This is a genomic window from Ralstonia condita, from assembly GCF_958405655.1.
Lineage (GTDB): Bacteria > Pseudomonadota > Gammaproteobacteria > Burkholderiales > Burkholderiaceae > Ralstonia > Ralstonia condita.
On the sequence record NZ_CATYWO010000001.1, the window covers coordinates 1,360,022 to 1,386,072 of the forward strand.

Below are 26,051 nucleotides of genomic sequence, written 5' to 3' on the forward strand. Positions count from 1 at the left end.
TCCAGAGGTTCAGTGTCAGGCGGCCGCAAACAGCTGCCTGTAATCCAGCAAAAGGCTTTCGATGACCAGCCGTGCCGCCAGCGGGTGCAGCTCGGTGCGGCGGCGTCCCGGCAAGGCACGCGCAAAACGTTCCAGACGGTCCAGGGGAATGGCGTTTGCGCAGCGCCGCAGCGCATCACGTTGCGCGGGAAAGTAACGCGGCCGTCCCGCCAGCCGGGATGCCATGAGGTCAAACACCCATCGGTGCATGGTACTGAGAACGGCAGGTACCGACAATTTCTGTAAATGGTCTGCCGTGGCCAGCGCGTCGAGTTTCGCGCCCTGGCCGAGCTGTTCAAGCAGGAACTGGAGCAGCGGCCGGTCTTCGGACTCCGCCGCAGCGAGGGCGGCCAGCGGCGCGTTGCCGAATTCGGCCAGCAGGTGTTGTGCATGCGGCACGCCCTGCTGCTCCAGCCACTGGCGCGCGGCCTCGGGCTGCGGGGGTTGCAGGGGGAATTGCCGGCAGCGCGACAGGATCGTCGGCAGGATGCGGTCGATGCGGTCGGTCACGAGCAGGAAGATGGTGTCCTGTGGCGGCTCTTCCAGCGTCTTGAGCAGCGCGTTCGCACCCTCGGTCTGCAGGGCGTCCAACGGATACAGCACCACCACGCGCAACCCCGCCCGGTGCGTTCCCACGCCGACGGCCTCGATCAGGTTGCGCACCTGCTCCATGCGGATGATCTTGCTGGGCGCCTTTTTCTTGCCGTCGGCGTCTTTCTCTGTCTCGGGCGCCTCTTCCATGGCCTCGGGCCGCACGAGGTGGAAGTCGGGGTGGTTGCCCTGGGCAAACCAATTGCACGCTGCACAGGTCCCGCAAGGCTGGCCGTCGGCGGCAGGCGAGTCGCACAGCAAGCCTTGCGCGAAGTGCATGGCGAAATCGCGCTTGCCGGTGCCGGACTGGCCGTTGAGAAGGATCGCGTGCGGCAGCTTGCCGCGCATGGCTTGCAGGCGCGTCCAGTCAGCGGATTGCCATGGATAAAGCATCATGAATCAATGAGTTACGTCAGATTGTTGATGCGGATTATTGTCGTGAAACGATTATTCCAGTAACCGAAATTGCCAGCCGAATCAGAGTGTTGCAAGCAGTTTCTCGAGATCTTTCTGGATGTCGCCGCGTTCGCGGTTGGCGTCCAGCACAGCAAACCGGCCGGGGTCGGCCGCTGCGCGGCGCAGGTATTCAGCGCGGGTGCGCACGAAGAACTGGGTGGACTCGGCCTCGAATTTGTCGGGGGTACGGGCATCAGCCAGGCGCGCGGCGGCAATCTCGGGGGCCAGATCGAACAGGATGGTCCTGTCCGGCTGCAGGCCCTGTTGCACCCACCGTTCCAGGGCTTCGAGCCGGTCGATGGCCAAGCCCCTGCCCCCGCCCTGATACGCGAACGTCGCGTCGGTGAAGCGATCGGAAATCACCCAGTCACCACGCGCAAGCGCAGGCTGAATCACCTCGGCAATGTGCTCGCGGCGCCCGGCGAACATCAGCAGCGCCTCGGTTTCCAGGTGCATGGGCTCGTGCAGGAGCAGCTCGCGCAGGCGTTCGCCGAGCGGCGTGCCGCCCGGCTCCCGCGTCACGACCACCTGTTTCCCCTGAGGCGCAAGCCGGTCCTGCAACTGCTGGGCGAACCATGCCAGGTGCGTGCTCTTGCCCGCGCCGTCGATACCCTCGAATGTGATGAACTTGCCGGTCATGGTTGGCCGCGCTGGTATTTGTTGACGGCCCGGTTGTGGTCCGTCAGGTTGGTCGAAAACTGGCTGCTGCCGTCGCCGCGCGCCACGAAATACAGCGCGTCGGAGGGCGCCGGGTTCAGCGCCGCCTGCAGCGATGCCATGCCCGGCAGGGCGATCGGCGTGGGAGGCAGGCCGGTGCGAGTGTAGGTGTTGTAAGGCGTGTCGGTCAGCAGATCACGCTTGCGCAAGTTGCCGTCAAAACCAGCGCCGATCCCGTAGATGACCGTCGGGTCCGTCTGCAGCAGCATGTTCTTGCGCAGGCGATTGACGAAGACGGCGGCAATCATCGGACGTTCGAGCTTCTGGCCGGTCTCCTTCTCGATGATGGAGGCCATGGTCAGCGCTTCGTACGGCGTCTTGTACGGCAGATCGAGCGCACGCTTGGCCCAGGCATCGTTCAGGCGTTTCTGCATGGCCTGGTAGGCGTGGCGGTACAGCTCCACGTCACTGCTGCCGCGTGCGAAAAGGTAGGTGTCCGGGAAGAACAGCCCCTCGGGGTTGGCCTCGGGTGCGCCGATCCTGCGCATGAGGTCGGCATCGCTCAGCCCAGCGGTCTCGTGCTTGAGCGCAGGCTCGGCATCAATGACCGCGCGCATCTGGCGCATGTTCCAGCCTTCGATGATGGTCACGACGTAATGGGTGACGTCGCCGCGCGCCATCTTGTCGAGAATGGAAAGTGGTGTGGCGCCCGCTTCCAGGGCATAGCCGCCTGCCTTGAGGCTCTTGGCATGACCCGTGGCACGCGCGACCAGCGAGAACAATTGCGGCTGCACACCCACGCCGGCACTGGTAAGTTGCCTGGCGACCGAGATCACGCTCGAGTTTGGCTTGATCACCACTTCCAGCGGCGACGCCGTCAGGCTCACCGGTTGCTGGGCCCACCAGGCCACGCCACCTGCTGCCGCCAGCGCCATCAGGATCGCCAGCAGAGTCAAGCGCTTGAGAAATGAGAGCATTGCGTTGTGAATCTGCGCGCGGGGCAGTCAACGATCGACCTTGCCCGCACTCTTGGAATGGATTGAAGGCGCATAAACGGCCCTTCAGACAGCCCAATATAATACCGGGTCAACCTCCGGCAGCCCGCACACCATGAATGACGTTTTTCAGGATTTCGTCGATACGCTCAGCTTTCCGCCGCTCGACGTGCAGTTTGACGCCGCCACCCGCGGCAGCGTGCTGTGTGCACCGACCGACCTCGCACGCATCGCCGTAGAAGGCGCGGATGCGGCTGAATTCCTTCACAACCAGTTGACCAATGCTGTCACCGGTCTGGGCCTGAACCAGGCGCGCGTGGCAGGCTACTGCTCGCCCAAGGGCCGATTGCTTGCCTCGCTGCTCGTGTGGCGTCAGGCCGATACCATCGTGCTGCAGACCGACAAGCTCGTCGCGCCCGCGCTGACCAAGCGGCTGTCGATGTTCGTGCTGCGTGCCAAGGCCAAGCTGCGCCCGATGGACGAATTCATCGCCATCGGTGTCGCCGGTCCGGAAGCGGCGCAGGCGCTGCGCGATGCCGGCGCCGTGCTGCCCGAGCAGGATGCGGTGTACGCGGTGGCGCAGCAGCCAGCGACGGTCGGGCAGCAGGTCGGGGCCGTGGTCCGGTTGCCGGACGCCGACGGCCGAGCGCGCTACCAATGGATCGTCCATGCCGAGCATTTCCAGCACGCGTGGAAGACGCTGTCGTCCCGCCTGTCGCTGGTTGGCACCGAGGTATGGGACTGGATGGCCCTGCAGGCAGGTGTGCCGCAGATCACGCTGCCGACGCAAGACCAGTTCGTGCCGCAGATGGTGAACCTCGAGCTCGTGGGCGGGGTCGACTTCCGCAAGGGCTGCTATCCGGGACAGGAAGTCGTGGCGCGCAGCCAGTATCGCGGTACGCTCAAGCGGCGCATGCAGCGCGCGCACGTCGATGCGCCCACCTCCGCTGGCGCCGAGGTCTACAGTGAGTCCGATCCGAACCAGCCGTGCGGCATGGTGGTCAATGCCGCCATGGCGCCGGACGGCGGCACGGATCTCCTGGTCGAACTGAAGCTGGATGCGCTTGGCTCCGCCATCCACCTCGCCACGGCGGACGGCCCGCTCCTGACGTTACAGAAGCTGCCGTACGCGATCCCCCTGACGCAAGACGCCTGACAACGCGCAACCATCATGGCCGACCACCTGTTCGTCTACTTTCGCATCGCGGAGCGTGATGCCGGGGCCGCCGTGCCGCGCTGGCAGCGTTGGCTAGAGACCGTGGAAGAGGCGACCGGCGTGAGCGGCATGTTGATGCGCCGCCCCGAACTGCGCGACGGCCAGGCAACCTGGATGGAGTGCTACCACGATGTGCCGCCAGCCTTCGCCGCCACGCTTGCGGGGCTGTGGGATACCAGCGGCCCACGTGAATTCGTCGCCGGCGAGCGCCACGCAGAACTGTTCGCCGACATCGAAAACGGTTGACGGCGCCGCTGGCCATTTCGGCCGGCATGATCGCCAACGCAAACATCCGGCAGGCTGCTATGCTTGGCCGAAGCCCGCGCGACACAGGTCGTCACATTGACCATTGGCCGTCCGTTGCGCGGCATGTTCAAAGGAAGTGCTCATGTGTTTGATTCTCACGGCCTGGCACGCCCACCCCGCCTACGCACTTGTGGTGGCCGCCAACCGGGACGAATTCTATGACCGCCCTGCCGCGCCGCTGGCGTGGTGGAGCGACGCGCCCCACGTGCTCGCGGGCCGTGACCTTGCCGAGGTAGTCGGCCATGCCGGCACATGGATGGGCATGACGCGCGACGGCCGTTTTGCCGCGCTCACCAATTACCGCGCGCCGTCGGAGCGCCGGCCCGATGCGCGTTCGCGCGGCGAGCTGGTTTCCAATTTTCTCAGGGCGGAAGACACGTCGATCCCGACGTACCTGGATAGCCTCACCGCACGCAACGGCGCGTACAACGGTTACAACCTGCTGACGGCCACACGGGACGAGCTCTGGTGGGCCAGCAATCGCGCCGAGGCTCCCCGCAAGCTTTCTCCGGGTGTGTACGGGCTCTCGAATGCGTTGCTCGACACACCATGGTTCAAGGTGCGGCATCGCATGGCTGCCTTTGCCGAAGCGCTGGCCGCCGATACGGGCCGGCACGGCAATGCGGGCGATGTGGCCCGTTATCTCGATCTGATGGCCGAGACGCGGGAGGCGCCCGTCAGCGCCCTGCCCGCCACCGGCGTCGCGCCGGATTGGGAGCGGCTGCTTTCCGCGGCCTTCATCCGTTCACCGCGCTACGGCACACGTGCGACGACTGTGCTGCGCATCCGCCATGACGGCTGCTTCGACGTGACCGAACGCCGTTTCGACGCCCAGGGCCAGATTGGCGAGACGCGCTACCTCGGCGTGCTCGACACCGTCACGCACGCCGATACCTGAGCGCAAGGCGGCTTATGCCGCTTCGCGGTGAGTGTCAGAGAGCAGCTCCTTCTGCATGTCCATTTCAGTGACCGCCGCGCCGCCGGGCCGCAGCGCCGAATGCTCGCGGCCGGATCGCACGAGCGGATAGAACATCTGCACCTTCCAGGCCTCGGGGCCGAACAGCACATCATCCTGCAGGCCGACCTGCGCCGGGTACTTGCGTGTGATGTGTGCCGTGCCGAACAGCACATCCCAGAAGAACAGCAGGTTGCCGAAGTTGCCCTTGTAGTGACCAATGCCGTCTGCATTGGTGAGCGCGTGGTGTGCCCAGTGCGTGGCCGGCGTGGAGATGGTGCGCTCGACCAGCCACATCAGCGGACGCAATGCACGAATGCGATAGAGCGGCGCATCCCACGGCCAGGCGCAATGCGCCCCGACAATGACGGCGAGCTTCACCACCAGGTATGCCGCATACACCTCGCCGAAGCCCAGATACACCGCCACGCCGCCGATCCACAGCCCCGGCATCATCAGGTAATAGAAGAAGTTGTTCCGGTACGTGACGCGCACGCTCATGTACGACGCGCTGTGATGCGCGCGGTGCAACGGCCACAGCAGCGGCGTGTGCGAGGCGCGATGCCACAGGTACTGCGTGAGGTCGTCGCCGATCAACAGCAGGCCCGTCATGGCCCACCATGGCAGATCCGCCCAGGCATCGTGCTGGGCGGGAATCAGCCACTTGCACAATGCGTTGCTGCCCAGCAGCGCGATCGGCTGCGTGACGGCAACCAGGCTGATGAACATGAGCACCTCGAGCCAGGCATCGTTGGCAGTGGCGCGGCCACGTACATTGGCCTGGTAGCGCCGGCTGATGAATTCCATCGCGCCAAAGCCGAGGATGCAGGCTGCGATCAGGGCGTGCTCCAGTTGCGAACTCATCGAACGTCTCCTCCTTTTGGTTGTGATGACAAGCCTAGGAGTGCCCACTCAATGCGTCCAATGCATAATTAGCATTTATTTGATGCAATTTACGCAATACGATGGATCTACGCCGCCTGAGTCACGTCGTTGCCTTGGCCGACACCCTGCACTTCGCGCGGGCCGCTGAACTCGTGCACCTGAGCCAGCCTGCCTTCAGCCGCAGCATTCAAGCGATCGAGGACGAGCTTGGCATTCGCCTGTTCGACCGGGACATTGGCGGCGTACGCCCGACCGCGGCTGGGGAATTCGTCATCGCACGGGGGCGCAAGCTACTGTTCGAGGCACGTTGCCTGCAACGCGACGTCGATCTTTACCGCGACAGCCAGCTTGGTGATACCGCGTTCGGCGTTGGCCCGCTGCTGACGGCCACGCTCATGCCGCAAGCCCTGCGCGAACTACGCCAGCAGCATCCAAAGGTGGCGCTGCGCATGGAGGTTGGCAACTGGGTGCAACTGCTCGACAGCCTGCGCAGCGAGAGCATCGAGTTCTTTGCCGCCGATGTACGAGACATGCCCAGCGACGCAGCGCTCGACATCCAGCCGATCGGCGGACAGCCGCCACACCTGTATGCGCGCGCAGGCCATCCCCTGACAACGCGTCGGCATACGCCGCGCGAGGTGTGGGAATACGGCATTGCGGTTCCGAAGCTGCTCAGCCCGTCCAAGCTGGAGCTGGCCACCCTGCTGGGCTTGCCGGCTGGCCAGGAGGCCAGCATCGCGCTGGAATGCGATAACTACGGGGTGCTCAAGACGGTGGCACTGACCACGGACACGGTGTTGGGCGCAACGGATGCCGCCGTGCGCGAAGAGCTGGAGTCTGGTGCACTCGTGCGGCTTTCGGTGAAGGGCTGGCTGTCGCCGCCCTCCATTACGGGCATCGTACGGCTGCGCGGAAGAACCGCCTCGCCGGCGGCGCAGGCGGCCATCGCTGCCATCGCGCGGGCCGCCCAAGCGATCAACGTGTGAGCACCCGTCGCATGGTCCGGTGGGGGATACCGGCCTCCTCAAACGCCTCCCCCTCGGGCGCGAAGCCGGCGCGTGCGTAGAACGGCATCGCGTGGGTTTGCGCGTTGAGGATCAGCTGCGGGTAGCCGAGCGACTGCGCCTTGCCGATCAGTGCTTCCAGTACGCGCGCGCCCACACCGGTGCCGCGCGCCTCCTTGCGCACCGCCATGCGGCCGATATGGCCGTCTGGCAGCAGGCGCCCCGTGGCGACGGGCCGGCCAGCAGTGTCACGTGCCAGCGCATGCCAGCATTGGTCGTCCCATGCATCCCATTCGAGTTCGACGGGCACGTTCTGCTCGATGACGAACACGTCGTAACGGATCGCGCGGGCGTCTTCGCGTACGGCGTCCCAGCGGCTGATTTCAACGTCGCCGAGCGGGCGGACAGATTCAGGAGCAGTCATGTTTCAGGCTTCAGAACTTCAAAATTGAGGATGCGCTCGCGCAGCGCGTCGGGTATCGGCGCCGCGCTTTGGGTGGCAGGATCGGCGCAGGCGTAGATGACTTCGCCGGTGACGAGGTGTTCTTGCGCACGATACATCTCGATGATGAAGCGCATGCTAGAGCGGCCCAGGCGCGCCACGCGGCAGCGCAGGTCCAGTTCGTCGTCAAAGCGCGCAGACGCGTGGTATTCGAGCGTGGATTTGACCACGTAGAAATCAACGCCAAGCACATCCACCACTTCGGTGGGATACCGCACGCCGATGCTGCGCCAGTATTCGGTGGTGCACACATCGACGTACATCAGGTAGTGGCCATTGAAGACGATGCCCTGTGCATCGACTTCAGCCCAGCGCACGCGCAGCGGCGTGCTGTGGCGGAAATCCTCGATCGCCATGCGGTCTCCCTGGTCCAGGCTTATTCGGTTTCGGTGCCGAAGGCGCGACGCAGCGCGTTGGCGGCGTCCCAGTGCGCATCTTCGACGGCGGGTACGAAGCGGCCGATCTTGAAAAAATCGTGGATCATGCCTTGGTACAGTTTCAGCTCGACGGGCACCTCCGCTGCGCGCAGCTTGTTGGCGTAGCCGATGCCCGCGTCACGGATCGGGTCGAAGCCCGCCACGGCGATCCACGCCGGACACACGCCCCGCACGTCCGCGCCATGGCCGCCAGCATCCAGCGGGGCAAAACGCCAGTCGTCGCGGTCGGCGTCGGAGCGCAGGTATTGCGAGAAGAACCAGCGGATCATCTCGTGCGTGAGCAGATAGCCTTCGGCAAATGCGCGGTGCGACGGCGTGGTCTCGCGCGCGGTGGTACCCGGGTAGATCAGCAGTTGCAGCACGGGCGACAGCCCGCGGTTGCGCGCTTCGATGGCAGACACCGCCGCGAGCGTGCCCCCGGCACTGTCACCGCCAAAGGCGATGCGTGAGGCATCCGCGCCAATCGTGGCGGCTTCGTCGAAGACCCACTGCAGCACGTCGAAGGCGTCGTTGACGGCGGTCGGGAACTTCCAGTCGGGCCCGAGGCGGTAATCGACCGAGAGCACCATCGCGCCGGATTTGGCGGCCAGCGAGCGGCAGAGCTGGTCATGCGTCTTGACGCTGCCGACCGTGAAGCCGCCGCCATGAAAGTACACGAGCAACGGCAGCGGATCGGCCCAGCTCGCCTCGCGCGCGGCATACGTCCGAATGGGAATCGCATGGCCGTCGCGCGCGGTCACCGTCAGGTCATGTACGGATTCCAGGGCAATGGGTGGGATGTCGACAATGGGGCTGCTCTTTTCGTAGGCGATCTTGGCGTCGGCCGGATCGAGCGCATTCAGCGGCGGACGCTTGGCACGCGCCACCAGTTCGAGCAACTGGGCGACGTGCGGGTCGAGAGACGGGGACTGCATGAGGGCGAGAACTGAACGATCGTTCTAATTTGGCTATCATCGGAGTATCCATTGAACCACGCCCGCGAGACAAGACGGGCGCCGCACACGACACCACCGGAGACAACGCATGGCCCTGATCTTTTACCTGACCCACGTTCACCTCGGCTTCGGCACGATCAACGAACTGAAAAGCGAATGCGCCCGCGTCGGCATCCGCCGGCCCATGATCGTGACCGACAAGGGCGTGGCTGCGGCTGGCCTCGCACAGCGCGCCATCGACGCGACGGGCGGCCTGCCCGTGACGGTCTTTGACGAGACGCCGTCCAACCCCACTGAAGCCATGGTGCTGAAGGCTACCGCGCAGTACAAGGAAGCCGGCTGCGATGGGTTGATTGCCATCGGGGGCGGCTCTTCGATTGATCTCGCCAAGGGCATTGCCATTGCGGCAACGCATCCGGAGCCGCTCACCACCTACGCCACGATCGAAGGCGGCAGCGGCAAGATCACAGAAGCGGCGGCTCCGCTGATCGCCGTTCCCACCACGGCGGGCACCGGCAGCGAAGTCGCGCGCGGCGCCATCATCATCCTCGAGGATGGCCGCAAGCTCGGCTTCCACTCGTGGCACCTGCTGCCCAAGTCGGCCATCTGCGATGCCGAGCTGACGCTCGGCCTGCCGCCCGCGCTGACGGCCGCCACCGGCATGGACGCCATCGCCCATTGCATCGAGACGTTCCTCGCGCCGGCCTTCAACCCGCCCGCCGATGGCATCGCGCTCGACGGCCTCGAGCGCGCCTGGGCCAACATCGAGCGCGCGACGCGCGATGGCTCGGACCGGGACGCCCGGTTGAACATGATGAGCGCATCGATGCAGGGCGCGATGGCGTTCCAGAAAGGGCTGGGCTGCGTGCATTCACTGTCGCACCCGCTGGGCGGCGTGAAGGTGAACGGCAAGACTGGGCTGCACCACGGCACGCTCAATGCGGTGGTGTTGCCAGCAGTCCTGCGCTTCAACGAGACGGCGGAGTCCGTTGTGCGGGACAACCGCTACGCGCGCATGCGCCGCGTGATGAACCTGCCCGCCGGAGCCGACCTCGCCCAGGCCGTGCATGACCTCACTGCGCGGCTGGGTCTGCCGACCGGTCTGCGCCAGATGGGCGTGCCGGAAGACGCACTGGAGCATGTCGTGGAAGGTGCCCTGCTCGATCACTGCCACAAGACGAACCCGCGTATGGCCACGGCGGACGATTACCGCCGCATGCTGGCGGAATCGATGTAACGCGGCTGCGCTATGAAACGAACGGCCGGATCACCGCAGTGATGTGGTCCGGCTGTTCGTGCACCACCCAGTGCGTACCCTCGGGAATGCGCTCAAGCTGCAGGTCCGGAATGAAGCGCTCCAGCCCGTTGAGCAGGCTCTTGGGCAGCGCCATATCCTTCTCGCCCCAGATCACGAGCGTGGGCACCTTCACCACAAAGGCTTCGGGCGGCATCTGGTCGATGCGCAACGGCGCCGTGCCTTCTGCAGGCGGGTGCAATGGCGAGGCGCGGTAGTAGTTCACACCGCCTGTCAGGCCATGCGAGCCACCCTCGCCCGGCTGGCTCCAGGCTGCGTGGTACCGCGCCCGTACATCGGGCGTGAACCAGTCGGCCACGGGCTGGCCCATGCCGTGAAAGAAGCCTTCGAGCTTCTCGAAGTCATTGGCAGCGAGGGCCTCCTCTGAACCCGGCTGCCGCAGCCAGTTCATGTAGGCCGACGAAGCCTGCTGCGCAGAATCGGTCAGCAGCGCGTTGGCGAATACCCACGGATGCGGCGAATTGATGATCACCAGCCGCTCCACGCGCTCCGGATGCTGGATCGCCAGGTTCCAGCAGATCGCCCCACCCCAGTCATGCGCGACCACGATGGCACGCTCGTAGCCAAGCGACGTGATGAACTGCTCAAGATCCTGCACCAGCAGCTTCGGGCGGTACGCTTCGACCGCCGCCGGCTTGCTGGAGAGGTTGTAGCCGCGCATGTCGGGCGCCACGGCAAAGTGCGTATCGCCAAACGCAGCGAGTTGCGCTTCCCATTCGTACCAAAACTCCGGAAAGCCGTGAACGAACAGCATCAGCGGTGCACCGCGCTTGCCCGCGCTGGCGTAATGCAGCCGTGTACCGTTGGGCAGATCGGCGAATTGCGATTCCGTGATGGCGGCGGCAGTGGCAGTGTTCATGTCGATTCCGGAGTCGTGGAAGTGGGATTACCCGCGCAGCGCATCCACCAGGCGCGCACGCACGTCCGGTTTGCCTTCGAACGGATCGGACGGATTGCGCTGCGAGATGATGTCTTCAAAGCGATGCTGCACGGGCGCCAGCGCGTGCGGGTGCGAGTAGATGTAGAAGCCCGCGTTGCGGATGGCGTCGAAGGTCATCTGGCCGACCTGCTCGGCGGTGACCTTGCCGGAGCTGACAGCCTTTTCCGACATGGCACGCGAAACCAACTGCGACTTGGTGGGCGGCGCCGTGTTGGCCAGGTCCTGCGGGCGGTTGCGGTCCGACTGCGTAATGCCGGTCGGCACGAAGTACGGGCACAGCACCGAGCAATGCACCTGCTCGGTCACCAGGCTCAGGTCCTGGTACAGCGATTCGGACAGTGCGACCACTGCGTGCTTGGACACGTTGTAGATGCCCATGGCCGGCGCATTCAGCAGCCCCGCCATCGAAGCCGTATTGACGATATGGCCCTCGTACGACGGATCTTTCTTGGCCGCTTCCAGCATCAGGGGCGTGAAGATGCGCACGCCGTGGATCACGCCGTGCAGGTTCACGCCGAGCACCCAGTCCCAGTCGCGCTCGGTGTTTTCCCAGATCAGGCCGCCGGAACCGACACCGGCGTTGTTGAACAGCAGGTTGACCTTGCCGAACGTCTTGACGGCCAGATCAGCCAACGCCTGTACGTCTTCCACCTTAGACACATCGACGCGCAGGCCGACCACATCCGCGCCCTGCGCCTTGAATTCGGCCAAGGCGGCATCGAGCGCGTCCTGCTGGATATCGGCCAGCACGAGCTTCATGCCCAACCCCGCACCGATCTTGGCGAATTCCTTGCCGAAGCCCGACGCGCCACCCGTGATGACGGCCACGCCGCCTGCGAATTGCTTCATATGTGTCTCTCTCGTGTTGTAGTCATGAAATGCGATCGACGTGGCAACGCTGTATCAGCCGGCTGCCTCGACCTTGCGCACGGCGTAACCCACGCGCGGAAAATGCACCACCACCTGGCCGACGCGCGGGTCTTCGCGCAACACACCCACCGCGTCTCGCGTGGAGACGACCAGTTCCCCCTCGACCGGATCGGTACCGTAATCGACCGCCGCCACCGTCACTCGCGTGCCCTTGGCCAGGCCATCACGAACATCGAAGGCGGCATTCGCCTCGGTCAGCGCGCGCGGTGTGGCTGCGCGGGCAAGGTCGAGGGCTTCGCCGGGTGTCATGGGTTGCGCCTGCGAATGACCGAATGCAGCAATCCGATGCATCCAGGCCACGACCTCGGGATGTGCGTCGAGAATGCCCGCGACACCCGTTGCGCGGCGGATGAACCACAGGCAGTGATAGACGGAAAAATCCGCCACGGTCGGCTGCTCGCCAAACAGGAGGATGCGCTCCCCGGTGGCTAACTGGCGTTCGAGCTGCGCAAGGAACACATGCAGCGTAGACGTCGCTTCCTCGAGCGGCATGCGTAGGCCGGTGCCCCCCGAGCGCATCGCCTTCCGATCTTCAACGAACGCTTTGACGAAGGTCTCCGGCATGCTGCCAAACAGGCTCTGGAAGCCCGCCGGCTGCATGACGAAGGAGGCCGACGCATAGAACAGCGTCGTATCGGCCCATTGCGCCATCGAAAACACCGCTGCGGCGTGATCTGCCGGATAGAGCGTCGGGGCCGGATGAATCGATTCCAGCACCTGCGCGATCAGCGCGGTATCGCAGTAGATGTCCGCGCCGATCTGCAGGAACGGCGTGCGGCGGTAACCGCCTGTCAGCGGCATCACATCGGGCTTGGGCAGGATCACGGGAACCGTGACGGACTTCCACGGCTGATCCTTGTAGCCGAGGATCAACCGCACTTTCTCCGAGAACGGCGAGGTGGCGTAGTGATGCAGGATCAGGTCCGTCATGGATGCTCCAGAAAAAGGGGGGCGGATCAGTCGAGCAGATCCGGCTGTTCCTTGACGATGCGCGCGTACAGCGGCTGGAACTGGAACCAGCCGGCCTGCGCAGAGCCAACGATGGAATAGGCCTGCCGCGCAGCCGCATCCGAGATGCAGCGAGGCGCCTCGCCCGTTCGCGCGGCAGCCGCCTCGGCCAGCAGTTGAACCTGGCACGAACGCTCCATCGTGATGAACCACCACGCCGCCTCGTCGACGGTCTTGCCGACGGTCAGCAGACCGTGGTTCTGCAAGATCGCGGCCTTGTTGTCGCCGAGCGATTCGGCAATGCGCTGCCCCTCGTCCAGTTCGACCACGACGCCGCCGAAATCGTCATACACGGCATGGTCTTCGTAGAAGGCGCACACGTCCTGCGTGAGCGGATCGAGCTTGCGACTAAGTGTCGACCAAGCGCGACCGTAGGTGCTGTGCGAATGCGCAGCCGCCACCGCGTCGGGCCGCGCCTGGTGCACGCGCGAGTGAATGGCGAACGCCGCCGCGTTGACCGGGTAATCGCCCTCGACCACGTTGCCGTGGTGATCGCAGCGGATCAGGTTCGACACCTTCACCTGGCTGAAATGCACACCGAATGGGTTGACCCAGAAGCTGTCCTGGTGCTCCGGGTCACGTGCAGTAATGTGCCCCGCCACCCCCTCGTCAAAGCCGAACTTGGAAAACAGCCGGAAGGCCGCAGCCAACCGCTGCTTGCGGTGCAGGCGCTCCTCTTCAACCGTGGCGAATTGCGGCGGGCGCGGCAGGTTGCGGTAGCGGGCGGCGGCCTCGGGACTGAGGTTGGCCGTCATGCTGTCGGGCCGCTTGGCGTGGGCGGTTTCGGGTGCGTTCATGGTGTCTCCTTCACGCGTTTGTTGTGGGTGGGGCCATTCTGTGGCGGCCCTCACCCGGCGAACTGTCAAACCATTGACAGTCCGTACGCTGCGGCGCAGCTCAGACCAGCTTGACGAGTTGCTTGCCGAAGTTCTTGCCTTTCAGCAGGCCCATGAACGCTTCCGGTGCGCTAGCCAAGCCCTGTGCCACGCTCTCGCGGAACTTCAGCTTGCCTTGCGCCACGAAACCGCCCAGCTCGCGCAGGGCTTCGGGCCACACGTCCATGTGTTCGGAGACGATGAAGCCCTCGATCGTCAGGCGCGACACCAGGATCAGTTGCGGATTCTGCAGCGGCAGCGGCTGGCCGTCATAGCCGGCGATCATGCCGCACATGGCGATGCGGCCAAACGCGTTCATGCGCGAGAGCACCGCATCCAGAATCGTGCCGCCCACGTTCTCGAAGTACGAGTCGATGCCGTCGGGCGTGGCTTCCTTGAGCATCTTGTACAGCTCTTTCGGGTCCTTGGCGGCCTTGTAGTCGATGCAGGCGTCAAAGCCCAACTCGTTGACCACGTAGTCGCACTTGTCCTTGCCGCCGGCAAAGCCCACCACGCGGCAGCCCTTGAGCTTGGCGAGCTGGCCGACCACGCTGCCGACGGCGCCCGAAGCGGCGCTCACCGCAACGGTCTGGCCGGGCTTCGGCTGCATGATCTTGTTCAGCCCATACCAAGCCGTCACGCCGGGCATGCCAACCGAGCCCAGGTACGCCGACAGCGGAATGTGGCGCGTATCCACCTTCTGGATACCGCGCCCGTCCGACACGCCCACCTCTTGCCAGCCGAACATGCCGACCACGCTATCGCCGACGGCAAACGAAGGGTTCTTGGAGGCTTCCACCACGCCCACGGTGCCGCCAATCATCACTTCGTTCAGCGGCTGCGGTTCTGCATACGACTTGCTCTCGTTCATGCGCCCGCGCATGTACGGGTCCAGCGACAGGAAATGATTGCGCACCAGGACCTGGCCATCTTGCAGCTCGGGAATCTCCGCTGTCTCCAGGCGGAAGTTCTCGGGCGTGACGGGCCCTTGCGGGCGGGATGCCAGGACGATGCGCTGATAGGTCTTCGACATGAATATCGCTCCTGAATGTCGGATGTCGGTGTAAGGGTCGGGGTTACTTGTGTTGCATGAAATACTCGGCGAGCGCCGCATACGCGCGGTGCGTCACCGGATCGTTCGCGGCATTGGCGGCAATCGGGTGCGAGGCGTACCGCACGATCGTCATCTGGGCTACCGGATCAATATAGATGCGCTGGCCGTGGATGCCGCGCGCCTCGAACGTGTGGTGCTCGTTACTCGAGACCCACCACATGTTGCGATACGAATAGCCCGGCAGCGTCGTGTAGCCTGCCTTGGCAAATTTGACCGGGTCACCGCCGCGGCGAATGTCGGCAATCACGCTCTTGGGAACGATCTGCTTGCCGTTGAAGCGCCCCTCGTTGCGGATCATTTCTCCGAAGCGCGCCAGATCGCGCAGCGTGGTGTTCAAGCCACCGCCGCCCGATTCGGTGCCGATGCTGTCGACCTGGAAGTAGGCATCGTCCTGCGCGCCCATCGGCTGCCAGATACGCTCGGACAGCAGCGCAGCCAGCGACTTGTTCGAGGCGCGGCGTACGATCCACGCCAGCGCTTCCGCGTTGACGGTCTTGTACGAGAACTCGGCGTCGTGCGCCCCTTCCTTGCGCACCGTTTTCAGGTAGTCATAGAAGTTGTCCGGCCCTTGGTAGCCAACCGGGCGCGGCAGCATGCCGCCCGCGCGCGCGTAGGCCCAGACATCGGCGTTCGGATCGGCGTAGTTCTCGGAGTAATGCACACCCACCGTCATGTCCATGACCTGGCGCACGGTAGCATCGCCGTAGGCGCTGTCCTTGAGTTCAGGCACGTATTGCGTGACCGGCGCGGACGGATCGAGCTTGCCGTCGGCCACCAGCATGGCGGCCAGCGTGCCGACAAACGATTTCGTCACCGACATGGCGATGTGCTGCGTGTGCGCATCGAGCGCGCCAAAGTAGCGCTCGTACACCACCTTGCCCTTGTGCATGACGAGGATGCCATCGGTGTAGGTCAGCTTCAGCGCTTCGGCAAAGGTGCGGCGCGTGCCGTCGGCATCGGTAAAGAGGACACCGCTGATGTCGCGCTCGGCGCGCGGCAGCTTGCTCACCGGGCCATCGCCGCGCCAGACAACGCGGGTGGGGACGAATTCCCGCACGTGGCTGTAGCCGTAGCGCGTGCGCGGGAAGATGTTGCCCGCCAGATCAAAGCGAATGATCCGATCCGCCGGCGGCGGGAAGCCCTGCATCCACCCCATCCTGTTCGGGTCGGACTCGTCCGCCGTGAGCGGCTTTTGCATCGGCGGGTTGGGCGCCGACGGCGGCTGCACCGTTGCCGACGCGGTGGTCGCGGGTGCCGCAGCCGGCGCGGAGTTCGAGGCGCATCCTTCCAGGGTCATGGTGAGTCCTGTCGTGCAAAGCAACGTGATGGCAAGGGCAGATACTGCCTGCCGCGCGGGTTGTCGCATGGTCGTCTCCGTGATTGCACTTCTGGTAGACCGGGCTCTGCCCGGCGGGCAAACGGGGCACGGCCAAACTGCAACTGCGATGCGTACGTTCAGCCGTCAGCACCCGGCTCCGGGGTGCGCGGCGGCGGCATGCGCTTGACGAACTTGAACGTGCCTGAGCCGCGCGCCACCAGCTTGCCATCCTCGTCCCTCACCTCACCTTCGCAGAAGGCCATGGTGGTGGACTGGTGCACGCAGTGCGCGCTGGCCTTGAGCGTGCCACGCCCGGGCCGCATGAACGCCGTTTTCATCTCAATCGTCACCACGCCGCGGCCATGGGCATCCGCCGAGCGTCCGGCCATGGCCATCGCCACGTCGAGCATCGTCATGGTGACGCCACCGTGGGCCATTTCCCAGCTGTTCATGTGGCGATCTTCGAGTGCCAGCTCGACGATGCCCTCGCCGTCCGCCGCCTTCAGGCAGCGCATGCCCAGCCATTGCAGGAAGGGGATGTTGATCGGAAAACCGTTGGTGTCTGCGTTCATGCTCGTTTGGAAGGCTGCGTTCAATGGAGTGAAAGCCAGCCGGAATTAGACCACGCTCACGCCGCCATCCACGGCCAGGATCTGGCCCGTGATGTGCTTGGAAGCATCCGACGCAAACAGCGCTGCCACGCCCTTGAGGTCTTCTTCGTCGCCAATGCGGTGCAACGGCGTGCGTGCCGAAAGCTTCTCGACGCCAAGTTTTTCGAGGGAGCCGCGCGTCATCTTCGATGGGAAGAAACCCGGCGCGATGGCGTTGACCGTGATGTTGTGCTCGCCCCATTCGCCGGCCAGTGCACGGGTGAAGTTCACGACCGCACCCTTGCTCGTGTTGTAGGCGATCGTGTCGAGCGTTCCGGGCGCATTCCCCTTCAGACCGGCAATCGATGCCACGTTGACGATCTTGCCGTACTTGCGCGGGATCATCGATCGCTTGCCGATCTGCTGCGTGAGCAGGAACAGGCCGCGGATGTTCAGGTTCATCACCTTGTCCCACGCTTCGACCGGGTGGTCTTCCGCCGGCGCACCCCACGTCGCGCCCGCGTTGTTGACGAGGATGTCGACGTGGCCGAGCTTGGCCAGCGCCTCATCGGCCAGGCGCTGGATGTCGGCTTCGACGGCGCCGTCGGCAGCAATCCAGTCGGCCTCGATGCCAAGCGACTTCAGATGCGCCTGCGCTTCCTTCAACTCATCGGCCTTGCGGGCAGACAAAACAATGCGTGCGCCCTGTTCGCCCAGTGCTTCGGCAATCTGCAGGCCGAGGCCGCGCGAGCCGCCGGTGATCAGCGCCGTCTTGCCGGAAAGATCGAACAGATGCTTGAGCGTACCCATGGTGTCTCCAGTGTCGTTGTCGTAATTAGAACCAAGCGTCCTGCATGTCCAGCGTCGTGGTGTCGAGCGAACCCAGCAGTGCGATCTGCGGGTCGATCTTCGGCAGCTCCCACTGGAAGAAGTAGCGCGCAGCCTGCAGCTTGCCGCGATAGAAATCCGCATCGTCGCCCTGCGCGGCAGGCAATGCCTCGGCCGCAGCCAGGGCCTGCTCCAGCCAGACCCACGCGATGACGACATGGCCGAAGGCTTCGAGATAAACCGATGCATTGGCCAACGTCACGCGCGGGTCACCAGCCGCCCACAGCGTCTGCGTGACCTTGGCGAGCTTTTGCGTCGCCATGCCGAGCGCCCGGCCATAGCCGACCAGCGATTCGTTGTCGGTCTCCAGCGCACGGCCGACAGTGGCCTGCACGCGTTCGCCCAGTGCGGCAAAGGCCGCACCATCCTGCATCACGACCTTCCGCCCCAGCAGGTCCAGACCCTGGATGCCGTGCGTGCCCTCGTGGATCGGGTTCAGGCGGTTATCGCGGTAGAACTGTTCGACGTTGTATTCGCGGGTGTAGCCGTAGCCGCCATGTACCTGGATCGCCAGGCTGTTGGCCTCCAGGCACCACTGCGACGGCCAGCTTTTCGCAATCGGCGTGAGGATGTCGAGCAGCAGGCCGAGCTTGGCACGCTTGGCGGCGTCGGTCTCGCCACGTTCCTCATCCACGAGCTTGGCGCAATACAGATTCAGGCCCAGCGCGCCTTCCACGTAGGCCTTCTGCGCCAGCAGCATGCGGCGCACGTCGGCGTGATCGACGATGCGGATTTGCGGGGATGCCGCATCCTTGCCCGACGGCCCGACCGGACGCCCCTGCGGACGATTGCGCGCGTAGTCCACCGCATGCAGGTAACCTGTGTAGCCGAGCATCGTCGCGCCCATGCCGACGCCGATGCGCGCCTCGTTCATCATGTGGAACATGCACGCGAGGCCCTTGTGCGGCTCGCCGACGAGGTAGCCGATGGCGCCCGCGCGGGGCTGCCCGTCTGCGCCCTTCGGGCGGAACTGCGTACCCTCGCCAAAATTCAGCAGGCAGTTGGTCGTGCCGCGATAGCCCATCTTGTGGTTCAGGCCGGCCAGCACGACGTCGTTGCGCTCGCCGAGCGTGCCATCGGTATTGACGAGGAACTTCGGCACGATGAAGAGCGAAATACCCTTCACTCCCGGAATCAGCTTGCCGTCCGGGCCGGGAATCTTCGCCAGCACGAGGTGGACGATGTTGTCCGACAGTTCGTGCTCGCCGGCAGAGATCCACATCTTGTTGCCGGTCAGGCGATATTGCGCGCCAAGCGGCGACTCGCCTTCATATTCGGCCCGCGTGACGATGTCCGACAGCGACGAGCCTGCCTGCGGCTCCGACAGGCACATCGTGCCGTAGAAGCGGCCTTCCATCTCGGGCTGCACGAAGGTCTCGATTTGCGCGGGCGTGCCGTGCGCAAGCAACAGATTGGCATTGCCGATGGTGAGGAACGGGTATGAGCTGGTGCCGACGTTGGCGGCCTTGAAGAAGCCGAAGCCGGCTTTTTCGACCACGGTCGGCAGCTGCATGCCGCCGCGTTCAAAGTCTTGCCCAGCAGCCATCAGGCCGGCTTTGTTGAAGGCGTCCAGCGCGACCTTCACTTCGGGGATGATGTGGACCTTGTTGCCGTCGAAGTGCGGTTCTTCCTGATCGTTTTTCTTGTTGTGCGGGGCGAACAGGTCCGTTGCGATGCGCTCGCAGGTATCGAGTGCAGCGTCGAAGGTTTCGCGGGAGTGGTCTGCGTAACGTGGAATGCGTGTGAGCGATTCGACGTTGAGCCATTCGTAGAGCAGGAAGCTGAGGTCGCGGCGGGATAGCAGTTTCGAGGACATGATGTTGGTGGTGCATCCTGTGTTTCGTGCCCTGCCTGGGCGAGGGCCTTGGGTCAACCCCTTGTTTCGTGCCCTGCCGGGCCCGACTCACTTTCTTTGTCTTGCCAAAGAAAGTAAGCAAAGAAAGGCGCGCCCGAGATGGCGACCCACCCCTTGAATTTTCGCCACCGGGCGGAGACGGGAAAAACTCGCTTCGCTCAGACAGTTTCCCGTCTTGCTTCCGCCCGCTGACGAAAATTCAAGGCGCCATCTAGGGCAGGAACGTCAACGGCCAAACCGTCTGGGGTGCATGCGCTAGCGATCAAGCCAGTTTTGGCACAAACAAACAGGCTCCCGTTTTGAGCGGGAGCCTGTCTGTTTAGAGCACCTCGAACAGGCCGGCTGCGCCTTGGCCGCCGCCGATGCACATGGTCACGACCACGTACTTGACGCCGCGGCGCTTGCCTTCGATCAGCGCGTGGCCGACCAGGCGTGCACCCGACACGCCGTACGGGTGGCCCACGGCGATGGCACCGCCGTTGACGTTCAGGCGGTCCATCGGGATGCCCAGCTTGTCTGCGCAGTACAGCACCTGCACGGCAAACGCTTCGTTCAGTTCCCACAGGCCGATGTCTTCGACCTTCAGGCCGGCCTTCTTCAGCAGCTTGGGCACGGCAAACACCGGGCCGATACCCATTTCATCCGGCTCGCAGCCAGCCACAGCAAAGCCGCGGAATACGCCCAGCGGCTGCAGGCCCTTGGCAGCGGCCACCTTGCCGTTCATCACCACGACTGCCGAGGCACCATCGGAGAACTGGCTGGCATTACCTGCCGTAACTACGCCACCCGGCATGGCGGTGCGGATCTTCGACACGCCTTCGAGCGTCGTGTCGGCACGGATGCCTTCGTCGGCGGAGATCGTGACTTCGCGCGTCATGAGCTGGCCGGTCTTGGGATCGGCCACGCCCATCACGGTCGTCATCGGGACGATTTCGTCGTTGAACTTGCCGGCAGCGGCGGCAGCGGCGGCGCGCTGCTGGCTCTGCACGCCGTATTCATCCTGGCGATCCTTGCCGATGTTGTAGCGCTTGGCGACGTTCTCGGCGGTCTGGAGCATGCTCCAGTAGATCTCGGGCTTGTGCTTGTTCAGCCAGCCTTCGGTCATCATGTGACGGTTCATCTCCTGCTGCACGCACGAGATGGATTCGACGCCGCCCGCCACGAAGATGTCGCCTTCATCGGCAATCACACGCTGCGCGGCCATGGCAATCGTCTGCAGGCCCGACGAGCAGAAGCGGTTGACGGTTGCGCCCGGCACGGTCACGGGGCAGCCGGCGCGCAGGGCGATCTGGCGAGCGATGTTGGCGCCTGTCGCGCCTTCCGGGTTGGCGCAGCCCATCAGCACGTCCTCCACTTCGCCCGCTTCGATCTTGGCGCGGGCAATGGCGTGCTGCACGGCGTGGCCGCCCAGCGTGGCGCCGTGCGTCATGTTGAAAGCGCCTTTCCAGCTCTTTGCCAGGCCGGTACGTGCGGTGGAAACGATGACTGCTTCGGTCATGGTGTTGCTCCTCGTATCTGGTGGAGGCGCGGTTTCCGTTCCGCGCCAGGTATTTCGTTATCCGTTCAAGACGTCGCACGACTGCAACCGTGCAATGCCTGCATCCGTCATGCGCTGCCACGCCTGGGCAAGCGACCCGCTCAGGTCGATCGCCCGGCACGCATCCTCGATGACAGCAACCTCCAGCCCTGCGGCACGCGCATCCAGTGCCGACCACGCCACGCAAAAATCCGTGGCCAGCCCAACGCAGAACACGCGCTTAACGCCAAGCTCGCGCAGATAGCCCAGCAGGCCCGTCGGCGTCTTGCGATCCGCTTCAAAGAAGGCGGAGTAGCTGTCGATATGCGGGTGATAGCCCTTGCGGATGATCAACTGCGCATGCGGTGCCTCCAGACCATCGGCCAGCGCGGCGCCGGTGCTGTGCTGCACGCAGTGCACCGGCCACAGCACCTGCTGGCCGTACGGCAGATCGATCGTGCCGAACGGCTGCGTTCCTGCATGGTTGGCTGCGAACGACACGTGCTCGCGCGGGTGCCAGTCCTGCGTCAGCACCACGCGACCGAACGCCTGGGCGAGCCGGTTGACGACCGGAATGACCTGGTCGCCGTCCGGCACCGCCAGCGCACCGCCGGGCAGAAAGTCGTTCTGCACGTCGATGATCAGCAGGCAATCGGTGGGCGTGAGTTGCATGGCGGTTGCTTAGTCGCTTGGTCCGTTAGCCGCGCATCAGCCGTTGAAGCCCTTGCCTTCGTCGGCCAGCTTCTGCAGCAGCGGCGCGACCTTCCAGGCTTCCCCGTGGTAGCCCTTGCTATAGCGGTGCATGGCTTGCGCAACGTTGTACAGGCCGACGGTGTCTGCGTAGAGCATCGGGCCACCGCGGAACAGCGGGAAGCCGTAGCCGGTCAGGTAGACCATGTCGATATCCGACGCCTTGGAGGCAATGCCCTCTTCCAGGATCTTCGCGCCTTCGTTGACCAGCGCGAACACCAGGCGCTCGACGATTTCTTCGTCCGAAATCTTGCGGCGGGTGATGCCCAGATCCTTCGAGTGCTGGACGATCATGTCGTTGACCTGCTGGTTCGGATACGGCTTGCGGTCACCCGCCTTGTAGTCGTACCAGCCGCCGCCGGTCTTCTGGCCAAAGCGGCCCATCTCGCACAGCAGATCGGCGGTCTTCGAATAGACGATGTCCGGTTTGTCCACAGCGCGGCGCTTGCGGATGGCCCAGCCGATGTCGTTGCCGGCCAGATCGCCCATGCGGAACGGGCCCATCGCAAAGCCGAACTTTTCGATGGCCTTGTCGACCTGCTCCGGCAGCGCGCCTTCGTCCAGCAGGTAGCCGGCCTGGCGGCTGTATTGCTCGATCATGCGGTTACCGATGAAGCCATCGCACACGCCGGACACGACCGCCGTCTTCTTGATGGCCTTGGCCAGCTTCATGACGGTAGCCAGCACGTCCTTGGCCGTCTCTTTGCCGCGCACGACTTCCAGCAGCTTCATCACGTTGGCCGGGCTGAAGAAGTGCATGCCGACCACGTCCTGCGGACGCTTGGTGAAGCTGGCGATCTTGTCGACGTCCAGCGTGGACGTGTTCGACGCCAGGATCGCGCCCTGCTTGACGACTTCGTCCAGCTTCTTGAACACGACTTCCTTGACGCCCATTTCTTCGAACACGGCCTCGATGACGAGGTCGGCGTCCTTGATGTCGTCGTAGGACAGCGTCGGGGTCAGCAGGGCCATGCGCTGCTCGACCTTCTCTTGCGTGAGCTTGCCCTTCTTGGCGCTGTTTTCGTAATTTTTGCGGATGGTGGCCACGCCGCGGTCCAGCGCTTCCTGTTTGGTTTCCAGCATCGTGACCGGAATGCCCGCGTTCAGGAAGTTCATCGAGATACCGCCGCCCATCGTGCCGGCGCCGATCACGGCAACCTTCTCCACCTTGCGCACCGGCGTGGCTTCCGGCACGTCCGGAATCTTGCTCGCTGCGCGTTCGCCGAAGAACGCATGACGCAGGGCGCGCGATTCCGGCGTATTCACCAGCTCAATGAACAGCTCGCGCTCGAACTTGATACCGTCGTCAAAGCGCTTTTCCACCGCGGCCTGCACGGCATCGACGCACTTGCCTGGCGCCGGGAAATTCTTGGCGACAGCAGCCACCGTGTTACGGGCGAATTGCAGGAAACCTTGCGGATTGTCGTGCTCGACCTTGCGATCGCGCAGCTTCGGCAGCTTGCCTTCGGCAGCAGCCTTCAGCGCGAAGTCAATGGCGCCAGCCATCAGGTCGCCTTCGATCATCTGGTCGAACAGGCCGCTCTTGGCCAGCTTTTCCGACGGAATGGCGTTGCCGGAAACGATCATGTTCAGCGCCGGCTCCAGGCCAATGGCGCGCGGCAGACGCTGCGTGCCGCCTGCGCCCGGCAGGATGCCCAGCTTCACTTCCGGCAGCGCGATCTGCGCACCCGGTGCAGCGACGCGGAAGTGACAGCCCATCGCCAATTCGAGCCCACCACCCATCGCCACCGAATGGATGGCGGCCACGACCGGCTTGGTGCTCGACTCGACCGCCTTGATGACGGCGTGCAGCGTCGGCTCTTGCGTCGCCTTGGGGGTGTTGAACTCGCGGATGTCGGCACCGCCCGAGAAGGCCTTGCCCGCGCCAGTGATGACGATGGCCTTGACGCTCGGATCATCGCCTGCCTTCACCATGCCTTCGACAATGCCCAGCCGCGTGGAGTGGCCAAGACCATTGACCGGCGGGTTGTTGAGCGTGATGACGGCAACGCCGTCCTGGACCTTGTACTCCGCTGTCATGCTTGTTCCTTTGGTGATGCGAGGGCCGGCTGAAACGACGCGCCGTGCCTCGCGGTTGAACTGTCTCTCAAATGTCTTTTTTCTGCGCGCGGCGGGCCCGCGACTCGACACAGAATACACAAAATAGCACGGTCGTTCAATTTTTATTTTTGCGCTGCACGGGGCCCTCCGAAGGGCGATCCGGCAAGCAATAGCAGGCACGATGGCGGGTGCGGCAGCATCGATTTTTTGCAGCCCACCAGACGGTTTTGATAGAGTCGCGCATTTCGTTCGCCGGCGCCCAACAGGTGCGGGGAATGTCTCGTCACATTTTGTTGATTTCGCTCGCGATCCGAGCAAAATCGCCCACTCTGTCTCCATGTCCGAATACGCCACCCCGTCTTCCGAGACACCTGGCTTGCGACGTACCCTGCGCGCGCGCCATCTCACCATGATCGCCATCGGCGGTTCGATCGGCACCGGGCTTTTCGTCGCCTCCGGCGCCTCGGTCTCGCAAGCGGGCCCCGGAGGCGCGCTCGCCGCCTATATCCTCATCGGGGCAATGGTCTATTTCCTGATGACCAGCCTGGGCGAGCTTGCCGCCTATATGCCCGTTTCCGGATCGTTTGCCACCTACGGCGCGCTGTATGTGGACGAAGGCTTCGGCTTCGCGCTTGGCTGGAACTACTGGTACAACTGGGCCGTGACGATTGCCGTTGAGCTGGCGGCCGCGCAGCTCGTCATGCATTACTGGTTTCCCGATGTGCCCGGCGTCTTATGGAGTGCCGCGTTCCTTGCCATCATGTTTCTGCTCAACGCCATCTCGGTGCGCGGCTTTGGCGAGGCGGAATACTGGTTCGCACTCATCAAGGTCGTCACCGTCATCTTCTTTATCGGCATTGGCCTGGCGATGATCTTCGGGATCATGAAGGGCGGTCCGCAATCGGGCCTGCAGAATCTGACGATCGGTGATGCGCCGTTCGTCGGCGGGTTGCCGGCGATGATCGGCGTGGCGATGATCGCGGGATTCTCGTTCCAGGGGACGGAGCTGATTGGCGTGGCGGCCGGCGAATCGGCCGACCCGGCGCGCACCATTCCGCGTGCGGTCAAACAAGTGTTCTGGCGGATCCTGCTGTTCTACGTGCTGGCGATCTTCATCATTGGCGCGCTGGTGCCGTACACCGATCCCAATCTGCTGTCGACGGAAGTGACGAACATTGGCGTGAGCCCCTTCACGCTCGTTTTCAAGCACGCAGGCCTTGCGTTTGCCGCCGGCCTGATGAACGCGGTGATCCTGACCGCCGTGCTGTCGGCCGGTAACTCGGGCATGTATGCATCCACGCGGATGCTCTACAACCTGGCCACCGAGGGCCGCGCGCCGCGCATCTTTGCGCAACTCACCCGGAACGGTGTGCCACGCAATGCGCTACTGGCCACGACCGCCGTCGGCGCGCTCTGCTTCTTGAGTTCGTTGTATGGCGACAAGACGGTCTACCTGTGGCTGCTGAACACCTCGGGCATGACCGGCTTCGTGGCATGGCTTGGCATTGCCATCAGCCACTATCGGTTCCGCAAGGGTCTTGTGGCGCAGGGGCATGATCCGGCGCAGTTGCCGTACCGCTCCAAGTTCTTTCCATATGGCCCTTTGTTCGCGTTTGGACTGTGCCTGGTCATCACGCTCGGCCAGAACTACCAGGCATTCACCACCGGCACCGTCGATTGGCCAGCGGTGATCGCCACGTACATCGGCATCCCGGTCTTCTTCCTGATCTGGATCGGCTACCGGCTGGTGCGCGGGGGCGGCATCGTCCGTTATCAAGATATGCACTTCCCGCGCCCGCCCGTGCTGCGCGATTCGCTGGCCGGCCAAGACCCTGGCCCCGAATTGCCGACCGTCGCGAACCGTACGCAGTAATCACTCCCGCTCCGCCAGCCGTTTGCACAGCGTCCGGCGG

Annotated in this window: 25 protein-coding genes; 6 read left to right on the plus strand and 19 right to left on the minus strand. The window is 64.3% G+C overall.

All coding sequences use genetic code 11. The features are described 5' to 3' along the window. Positions 1-15: 15 nt before the first annotated feature. The 3 genes from R2N03_RS06370 to mltG form a co-directional block, all read right to left on the minus strand. Positions 16-1,026: a DNA polymerase III subunit delta' gene (locus tag R2N03_RS06370; RefSeq protein WP_316656354.1), complete on the minus strand. Its 1,011-nt coding sequence runs from the start codon at positions 1,024-1,026 to the stop codon at positions 16-18. Positions 1,027-1,107: 81 nt separating this feature from the next. Next, the gene (gene tmk / locus R2N03_RS06375; protein WP_316656356.1) at positions 1,108-1,725 is read right to left on the minus strand and encodes a dTMP kinase; all 618 of its coding nucleotides are present in this window, start codon (positions 1,723-1,725) and stop codon (positions 1,108-1,110) included. Continuing rightward, a complete protein-coding gene (gene mltG / locus R2N03_RS06380) occupies positions 1,722-2,720 on the minus strand; it encodes an endolytic transglycosylase MltG (protein WP_316656358.1) in 999 nt (332 codons plus the stop codon). The genes tmk and mltG overlap by 4 nt, the downstream gene beginning before the upstream one ends. A gap of 133 nt (positions 2,721-2,853) precedes the next feature. Here mltG and ygfZ point away from each other — a divergent pair, with 133 nt between their 5' ends. From ygfZ to R2N03_RS06395, 3 genes are all read left to right on the plus strand, one after another. After that, positions 2,854-3,894, plus strand: coding sequence for a CAF17-like 4Fe-4S cluster assembly/insertion protein YgfZ (gene ygfZ, locus R2N03_RS06385; RefSeq protein WP_316656361.1), 1,041 nt, complete (start codon positions 2,854-2,856; stop codon positions 3,892-3,894). Positions 3,895-3,909: 15 nt separating this feature from the next. Further along, entirely contained in the window at positions 3,910-4,200 is a 291-nt protein-coding gene (locus R2N03_RS06390; RefSeq protein ID WP_316656362.1) for a DUF4936 family protein, read from the plus strand. 142 nt (positions 4,201-4,342) lie between these two features. Continuing rightward, entirely contained in the window at positions 4,343-5,158 is an 816-nt protein-coding gene (locus R2N03_RS06395; protein ID WP_316656364.1) for an NRDE family protein, read from the plus strand. Positions 5,159-5,170: 12 nt separating this feature from the next. On the opposite strand, the gene R2N03_RS06400 is transcribed toward R2N03_RS06395, so the two are convergent. After that, on the minus strand, positions 5,171-6,079 hold the full coding sequence (locus R2N03_RS06400) for a sterol desaturase family protein (RefSeq protein WP_316656366.1): 909 nt from the start codon (positions 6,077-6,079) through the stop codon (positions 5,171-5,173). 101 nt (positions 6,080-6,180) lie between these two features. Here R2N03_RS06400 and R2N03_RS06405 point away from each other — a divergent pair, with 101 nt between their 5' ends. Further along, complete coding sequence (locus R2N03_RS06405) at positions 6,181-7,086, plus strand: LysR family transcriptional regulator (RefSeq protein ID WP_316656368.1); 906 nt, start codon at positions 6,181-6,183, stop codon at positions 7,084-7,086. Here the strand turns inward: R2N03_RS06405 and R2N03_RS06410 are convergent. From R2N03_RS06410 to R2N03_RS06420, 3 genes are read right to left on the minus strand one after another with little or no spacing between them, the layout of a single operon-like run. Beyond that, positions 7,076-7,528 carry a GNAT family N-acetyltransferase gene (locus R2N03_RS06410; RefSeq protein ID WP_316656370.1) on the minus strand — a complete coding sequence of 151 codons (453 nt, stop codon included), beginning with the start codon at positions 7,526-7,528 and terminating at the stop codon, positions 7,076-7,078. The genes R2N03_RS06405 and R2N03_RS06410 overlap by 11 nt on opposite strands. Then, positions 7,525-7,962, minus strand: a complete 438-nt coding sequence (locus tag R2N03_RS06415; protein WP_316656372.1) for an acyl-CoA thioesterase — start codon at positions 7,960-7,962, stop codon at positions 7,525-7,527. The genes R2N03_RS06410 and R2N03_RS06415 overlap by 4 nt, the downstream gene beginning before the upstream one ends. Positions 7,963-7,982: 20 nt before the next feature. Next, positions 7,983-8,957: an alpha/beta hydrolase gene (locus R2N03_RS06420; protein WP_316656377.1), complete on the minus strand. Its 975-nt coding sequence runs from the start codon at positions 8,955-8,957 to the stop codon at positions 7,983-7,985. A gap of 109 nt (positions 8,958-9,066) precedes the next feature. Here R2N03_RS06420 and R2N03_RS06425 point away from each other — a divergent pair, with 109 nt between their 5' ends. Then, positions 9,067-10,215 (plus strand): iron-containing alcohol dehydrogenase, encoded by a 1,149-nt coding sequence (locus tag R2N03_RS06425; RefSeq protein WP_316656379.1) that lies wholly within the window; start codon positions 9,067-9,069, stop codon positions 10,213-10,215. A 10-nt stretch (positions 10,216-10,225) separates the two neighbouring features. Here R2N03_RS06425 and R2N03_RS06430 read toward each other — a convergent pair whose 3' ends face one another. The 12 genes from R2N03_RS06430 to R2N03_RS06485 all read right to left on the minus strand — a co-directional run bounded on the left by R2N03_RS06430 (position 10,226) and on the right by R2N03_RS06485 (position 24,117). Beyond that, positions 10,226-11,152 carry an alpha/beta fold hydrolase gene (locus R2N03_RS06430; RefSeq protein ID WP_316656382.1) on the minus strand — a complete coding sequence of 309 codons (927 nt, stop codon included), beginning with the start codon at positions 11,150-11,152 and terminating at the stop codon, positions 10,226-10,228. Between the two features lie 27 nt (positions 11,153-11,179). Then, on the minus strand, positions 11,180-12,082 hold the full coding sequence (locus R2N03_RS06435; RefSeq protein WP_316656384.1) for an SDR family oxidoreductase: 903 nt from the start codon (positions 12,080-12,082) through the stop codon (positions 11,180-11,182). Positions 12,083-12,136: 54 nt separating this feature from the next. Then, positions 12,137-13,093, minus strand: a complete 957-nt coding sequence (locus tag R2N03_RS06440) for a glutathione S-transferase family protein (RefSeq protein ID WP_316656386.1) — start codon at positions 13,091-13,093, stop codon at positions 12,137-12,139. A 26-nt stretch (positions 13,094-13,119) separates the two neighbouring features. Next, positions 13,120-13,968, minus strand: a complete 849-nt coding sequence (locus tag R2N03_RS06445; RefSeq protein ID WP_316656388.1) for a class II aldolase/adducin family protein — start codon at positions 13,966-13,968, stop codon at positions 13,120-13,122. A gap of 100 nt (positions 13,969-14,068) precedes the next feature. Beyond that, entirely contained in the window at positions 14,069-15,079 is a 1,011-nt protein-coding gene (locus R2N03_RS06450) for an NADP-dependent oxidoreductase (protein ID WP_316656390.1), read from the minus strand. Positions 15,080-15,122: 43 nt separating this feature from the next. Continuing rightward, entirely contained in the window at positions 15,123-16,526 is a 1,404-nt protein-coding gene (locus R2N03_RS06455) for a serine hydrolase domain-containing protein (protein WP_316656392.1), read from the minus strand. 89 nt (positions 16,527-16,615) lie between these two features. Continuing rightward, positions 16,616-17,050 (minus strand): PaaI family thioesterase, encoded by a 435-nt coding sequence (locus tag R2N03_RS06460; protein ID WP_316656393.1) that lies wholly within the window; start codon positions 17,048-17,050, stop codon positions 16,616-16,618. A gap of 45 nt (positions 17,051-17,095) precedes the next feature. Next, positions 17,096-17,878 (minus strand): SDR family oxidoreductase, encoded by a 783-nt coding sequence (locus R2N03_RS06465; protein ID WP_316656396.1) that lies wholly within the window; start codon positions 17,876-17,878, stop codon positions 17,096-17,098. A gap of 25 nt (positions 17,879-17,903) precedes the next feature. Further along, positions 17,904-19,772 carry an acyl-CoA dehydrogenase gene (locus R2N03_RS06470; RefSeq protein ID WP_316656399.1) on the minus strand — a complete coding sequence of 623 codons (1,869 nt, stop codon included), beginning with the start codon at positions 19,770-19,772 and terminating at the stop codon, positions 17,904-17,906. Positions 19,773-20,130: 358 nt separating this feature from the next. Continuing rightward, positions 20,131-21,309, minus strand: coding sequence for an acetyl-CoA C-acyltransferase (locus tag R2N03_RS06475; protein ID WP_316656401.1), 1,179 nt, complete (start codon positions 21,307-21,309; stop codon positions 20,131-20,133). 57 nt (positions 21,310-21,366) lie between these two features. Further along, the gene (gene pncA, locus R2N03_RS06480) at positions 21,367-21,999 is read right to left on the minus strand and encodes a bifunctional nicotinamidase/pyrazinamidase (protein ID WP_316656403.1); all 633 of its coding nucleotides are present in this window, start codon (positions 21,997-21,999) and stop codon (positions 21,367-21,369) included. 36 nt (positions 22,000-22,035) lie between these two features. Next, entirely contained in the window at positions 22,036-24,117 is a 2,082-nt protein-coding gene (locus tag R2N03_RS06485; protein WP_316656405.1) for a 3-hydroxyacyl-CoA dehydrogenase NAD-binding domain-containing protein, read from the minus strand. 358 nt (positions 24,118-24,475) lie between these two features. Here R2N03_RS06485 and R2N03_RS06490 point away from each other — a divergent pair, with 358 nt between their 5' ends. Further along, positions 24,476-26,011: an amino acid permease gene (locus R2N03_RS06490; protein WP_316656407.1), complete on the plus strand. Its 1,536-nt coding sequence runs from the start codon at positions 24,476-24,478 to the stop codon at positions 26,009-26,011. Positions 26,012-26,051: the final 40 nt, after the last annotated feature.

What these genes read in the sequence shown, in the direction of transcription:
- R2N03_RS06400 (WP_316656366.1), bottom strand. Translation starts at nt 6,079, where the DNA reads ATGAGTTCGCAACTGGAGCACGCCCTGATCGCAGCCTGCATCCTCGGC.
- R2N03_RS06440 (WP_316656386.1), bottom strand. Translation starts at nt 13,093, where the DNA reads ATGACGGACCTGATCCTGCATCACTACGCCACCTCGCCGTTCTCGGAG.
- R2N03_RS06485 (WP_316656405.1), bottom strand. Translation starts at nt 24,117, where the DNA reads ATGACAGCGGAGTACAAGGTCCAGGACGGCGTTGCCGTCATCACGCTC.
- R2N03_RS06395 (WP_316656364.1), top strand. Translation starts at nt 4,343, where the DNA reads ATGTGTTTGATTCTCACGGCCTGGCACGCCCACCCCGCCTACGCACTT.
- ygfZ (WP_316656361.1), top strand. Translation starts at nt 2,854, where the DNA reads ATGAATGACGTTTTTCAGGATTTCGTCGATACGCTCAGCTTTCCGCCG.
- R2N03_RS06450 (WP_316656390.1), bottom strand. Translation starts at nt 15,079, where the DNA reads ATGTCGAAGACCTATCAGCGCATCGTCCTGGCATCCCGCCCGCAAGGG.
- R2N03_RS06405 (WP_316656368.1), top strand. Translation starts at nt 6,181, where the DNA reads ATGGATCTACGCCGCCTGAGTCACGTCGTTGCCTTGGCCGACACCCTG.
- R2N03_RS06435 (WP_316656384.1), bottom strand. Translation starts at nt 12,082, where the DNA reads ATGAAGCAATTCGCAGGCGGCGTGGCCGTCATCACGGGTGGCGCGTCG.
- pncA (WP_316656403.1), bottom strand. Translation starts at nt 21,999, where the DNA reads ATGCAACTCACGCCCACCGATTGCCTGCTGATCATCGACGTGCAGAAC.
- tmk (WP_316656356.1), bottom strand. Translation starts at nt 1,725, where the DNA reads ATGACCGGCAAGTTCATCACATTCGAGGGTATCGACGGCGCGGGCAAG.
- R2N03_RS06460 (WP_316656393.1), bottom strand. Translation starts at nt 17,050, where the DNA reads ATGAACGCAGACACCAACGGTTTTCCGATCAACATCCCCTTCCTGCAA.
- mltG (WP_316656358.1), bottom strand. Translation starts at nt 2,720, where the DNA reads ATGCTCTCATTTCTCAAGCGCTTGACTCTGCTGGCGATCCTGATGGCG.
- R2N03_RS06415 (WP_316656372.1), bottom strand. Translation starts at nt 7,962, where the DNA reads ATGGCGATCGAGGATTTCCGCCACAGCACGCCGCTGCGCGTGCGCTGG.
- R2N03_RS06430 (WP_316656382.1), bottom strand. Translation starts at nt 11,152, where the DNA reads ATGAACACTGCCACTGCCGCCGCCATCACGGAATCGCAATTCGCCGAT.
- R2N03_RS06390 (WP_316656362.1), top strand. Translation starts at nt 3,910, where the DNA reads ATGGCCGACCACCTGTTCGTCTACTTTCGCATCGCGGAGCGTGATGCC.
- R2N03_RS06465 (WP_316656396.1), bottom strand. Translation starts at nt 17,878, where the DNA reads ATGGGTACGCTCAAGCATCTGTTCGATCTTTCCGGCAAGACGGCGCTG.
- R2N03_RS06370 (WP_316656354.1), bottom strand. Translation starts at nt 1,026, where the DNA reads ATGATGCTTTATCCATGGCAATCCGCTGACTGGACGCGCCTGCAAGCC.
- R2N03_RS06490 (WP_316656407.1), top strand. Translation starts at nt 24,476, where the DNA reads ATGTCCGAATACGCCACCCCGTCTTCCGAGACACCTGGCTTGCGACGT.
- R2N03_RS06410 (WP_316656370.1), bottom strand. Translation starts at nt 7,528, where the DNA reads ATGACTGCTCCTGAATCTGTCCGCCCGCTCGGCGACGTTGAAATCAGC.
- R2N03_RS06470 (WP_316656399.1), bottom strand. Translation starts at nt 19,772, where the DNA reads ATGTCCTCGAAACTGCTATCCCGCCGCGACCTCAGCTTCCTGCTCTAC.
- R2N03_RS06455 (WP_316656392.1), bottom strand. Translation starts at nt 16,526, where the DNA reads ATGCGACAACCCGCGCGGCAGGCAGTATCTGCCCTTGCCATCACGTTG.
- R2N03_RS06445 (WP_316656388.1), bottom strand. Translation starts at nt 13,968, where the DNA reads ATGAACGCACCCGAAACCGCCCACGCCAAGCGGCCCGACAGCATGACG.
- R2N03_RS06420 (WP_316656377.1), bottom strand. Translation starts at nt 8,957, where the DNA reads ATGCAGTCCCCGTCTCTCGACCCGCACGTCGCCCAGTTGCTCGAACTG.
- R2N03_RS06425 (WP_316656379.1), top strand. Translation starts at nt 9,067, where the DNA reads ATGGCCCTGATCTTTTACCTGACCCACGTTCACCTCGGCTTCGGCACG.
- R2N03_RS06475 (WP_316656401.1), bottom strand. Translation starts at nt 21,309, where the DNA reads ATGACCGAAGCAGTCATCGTTTCCACCGCACGTACCGGCCTGGCAAAG.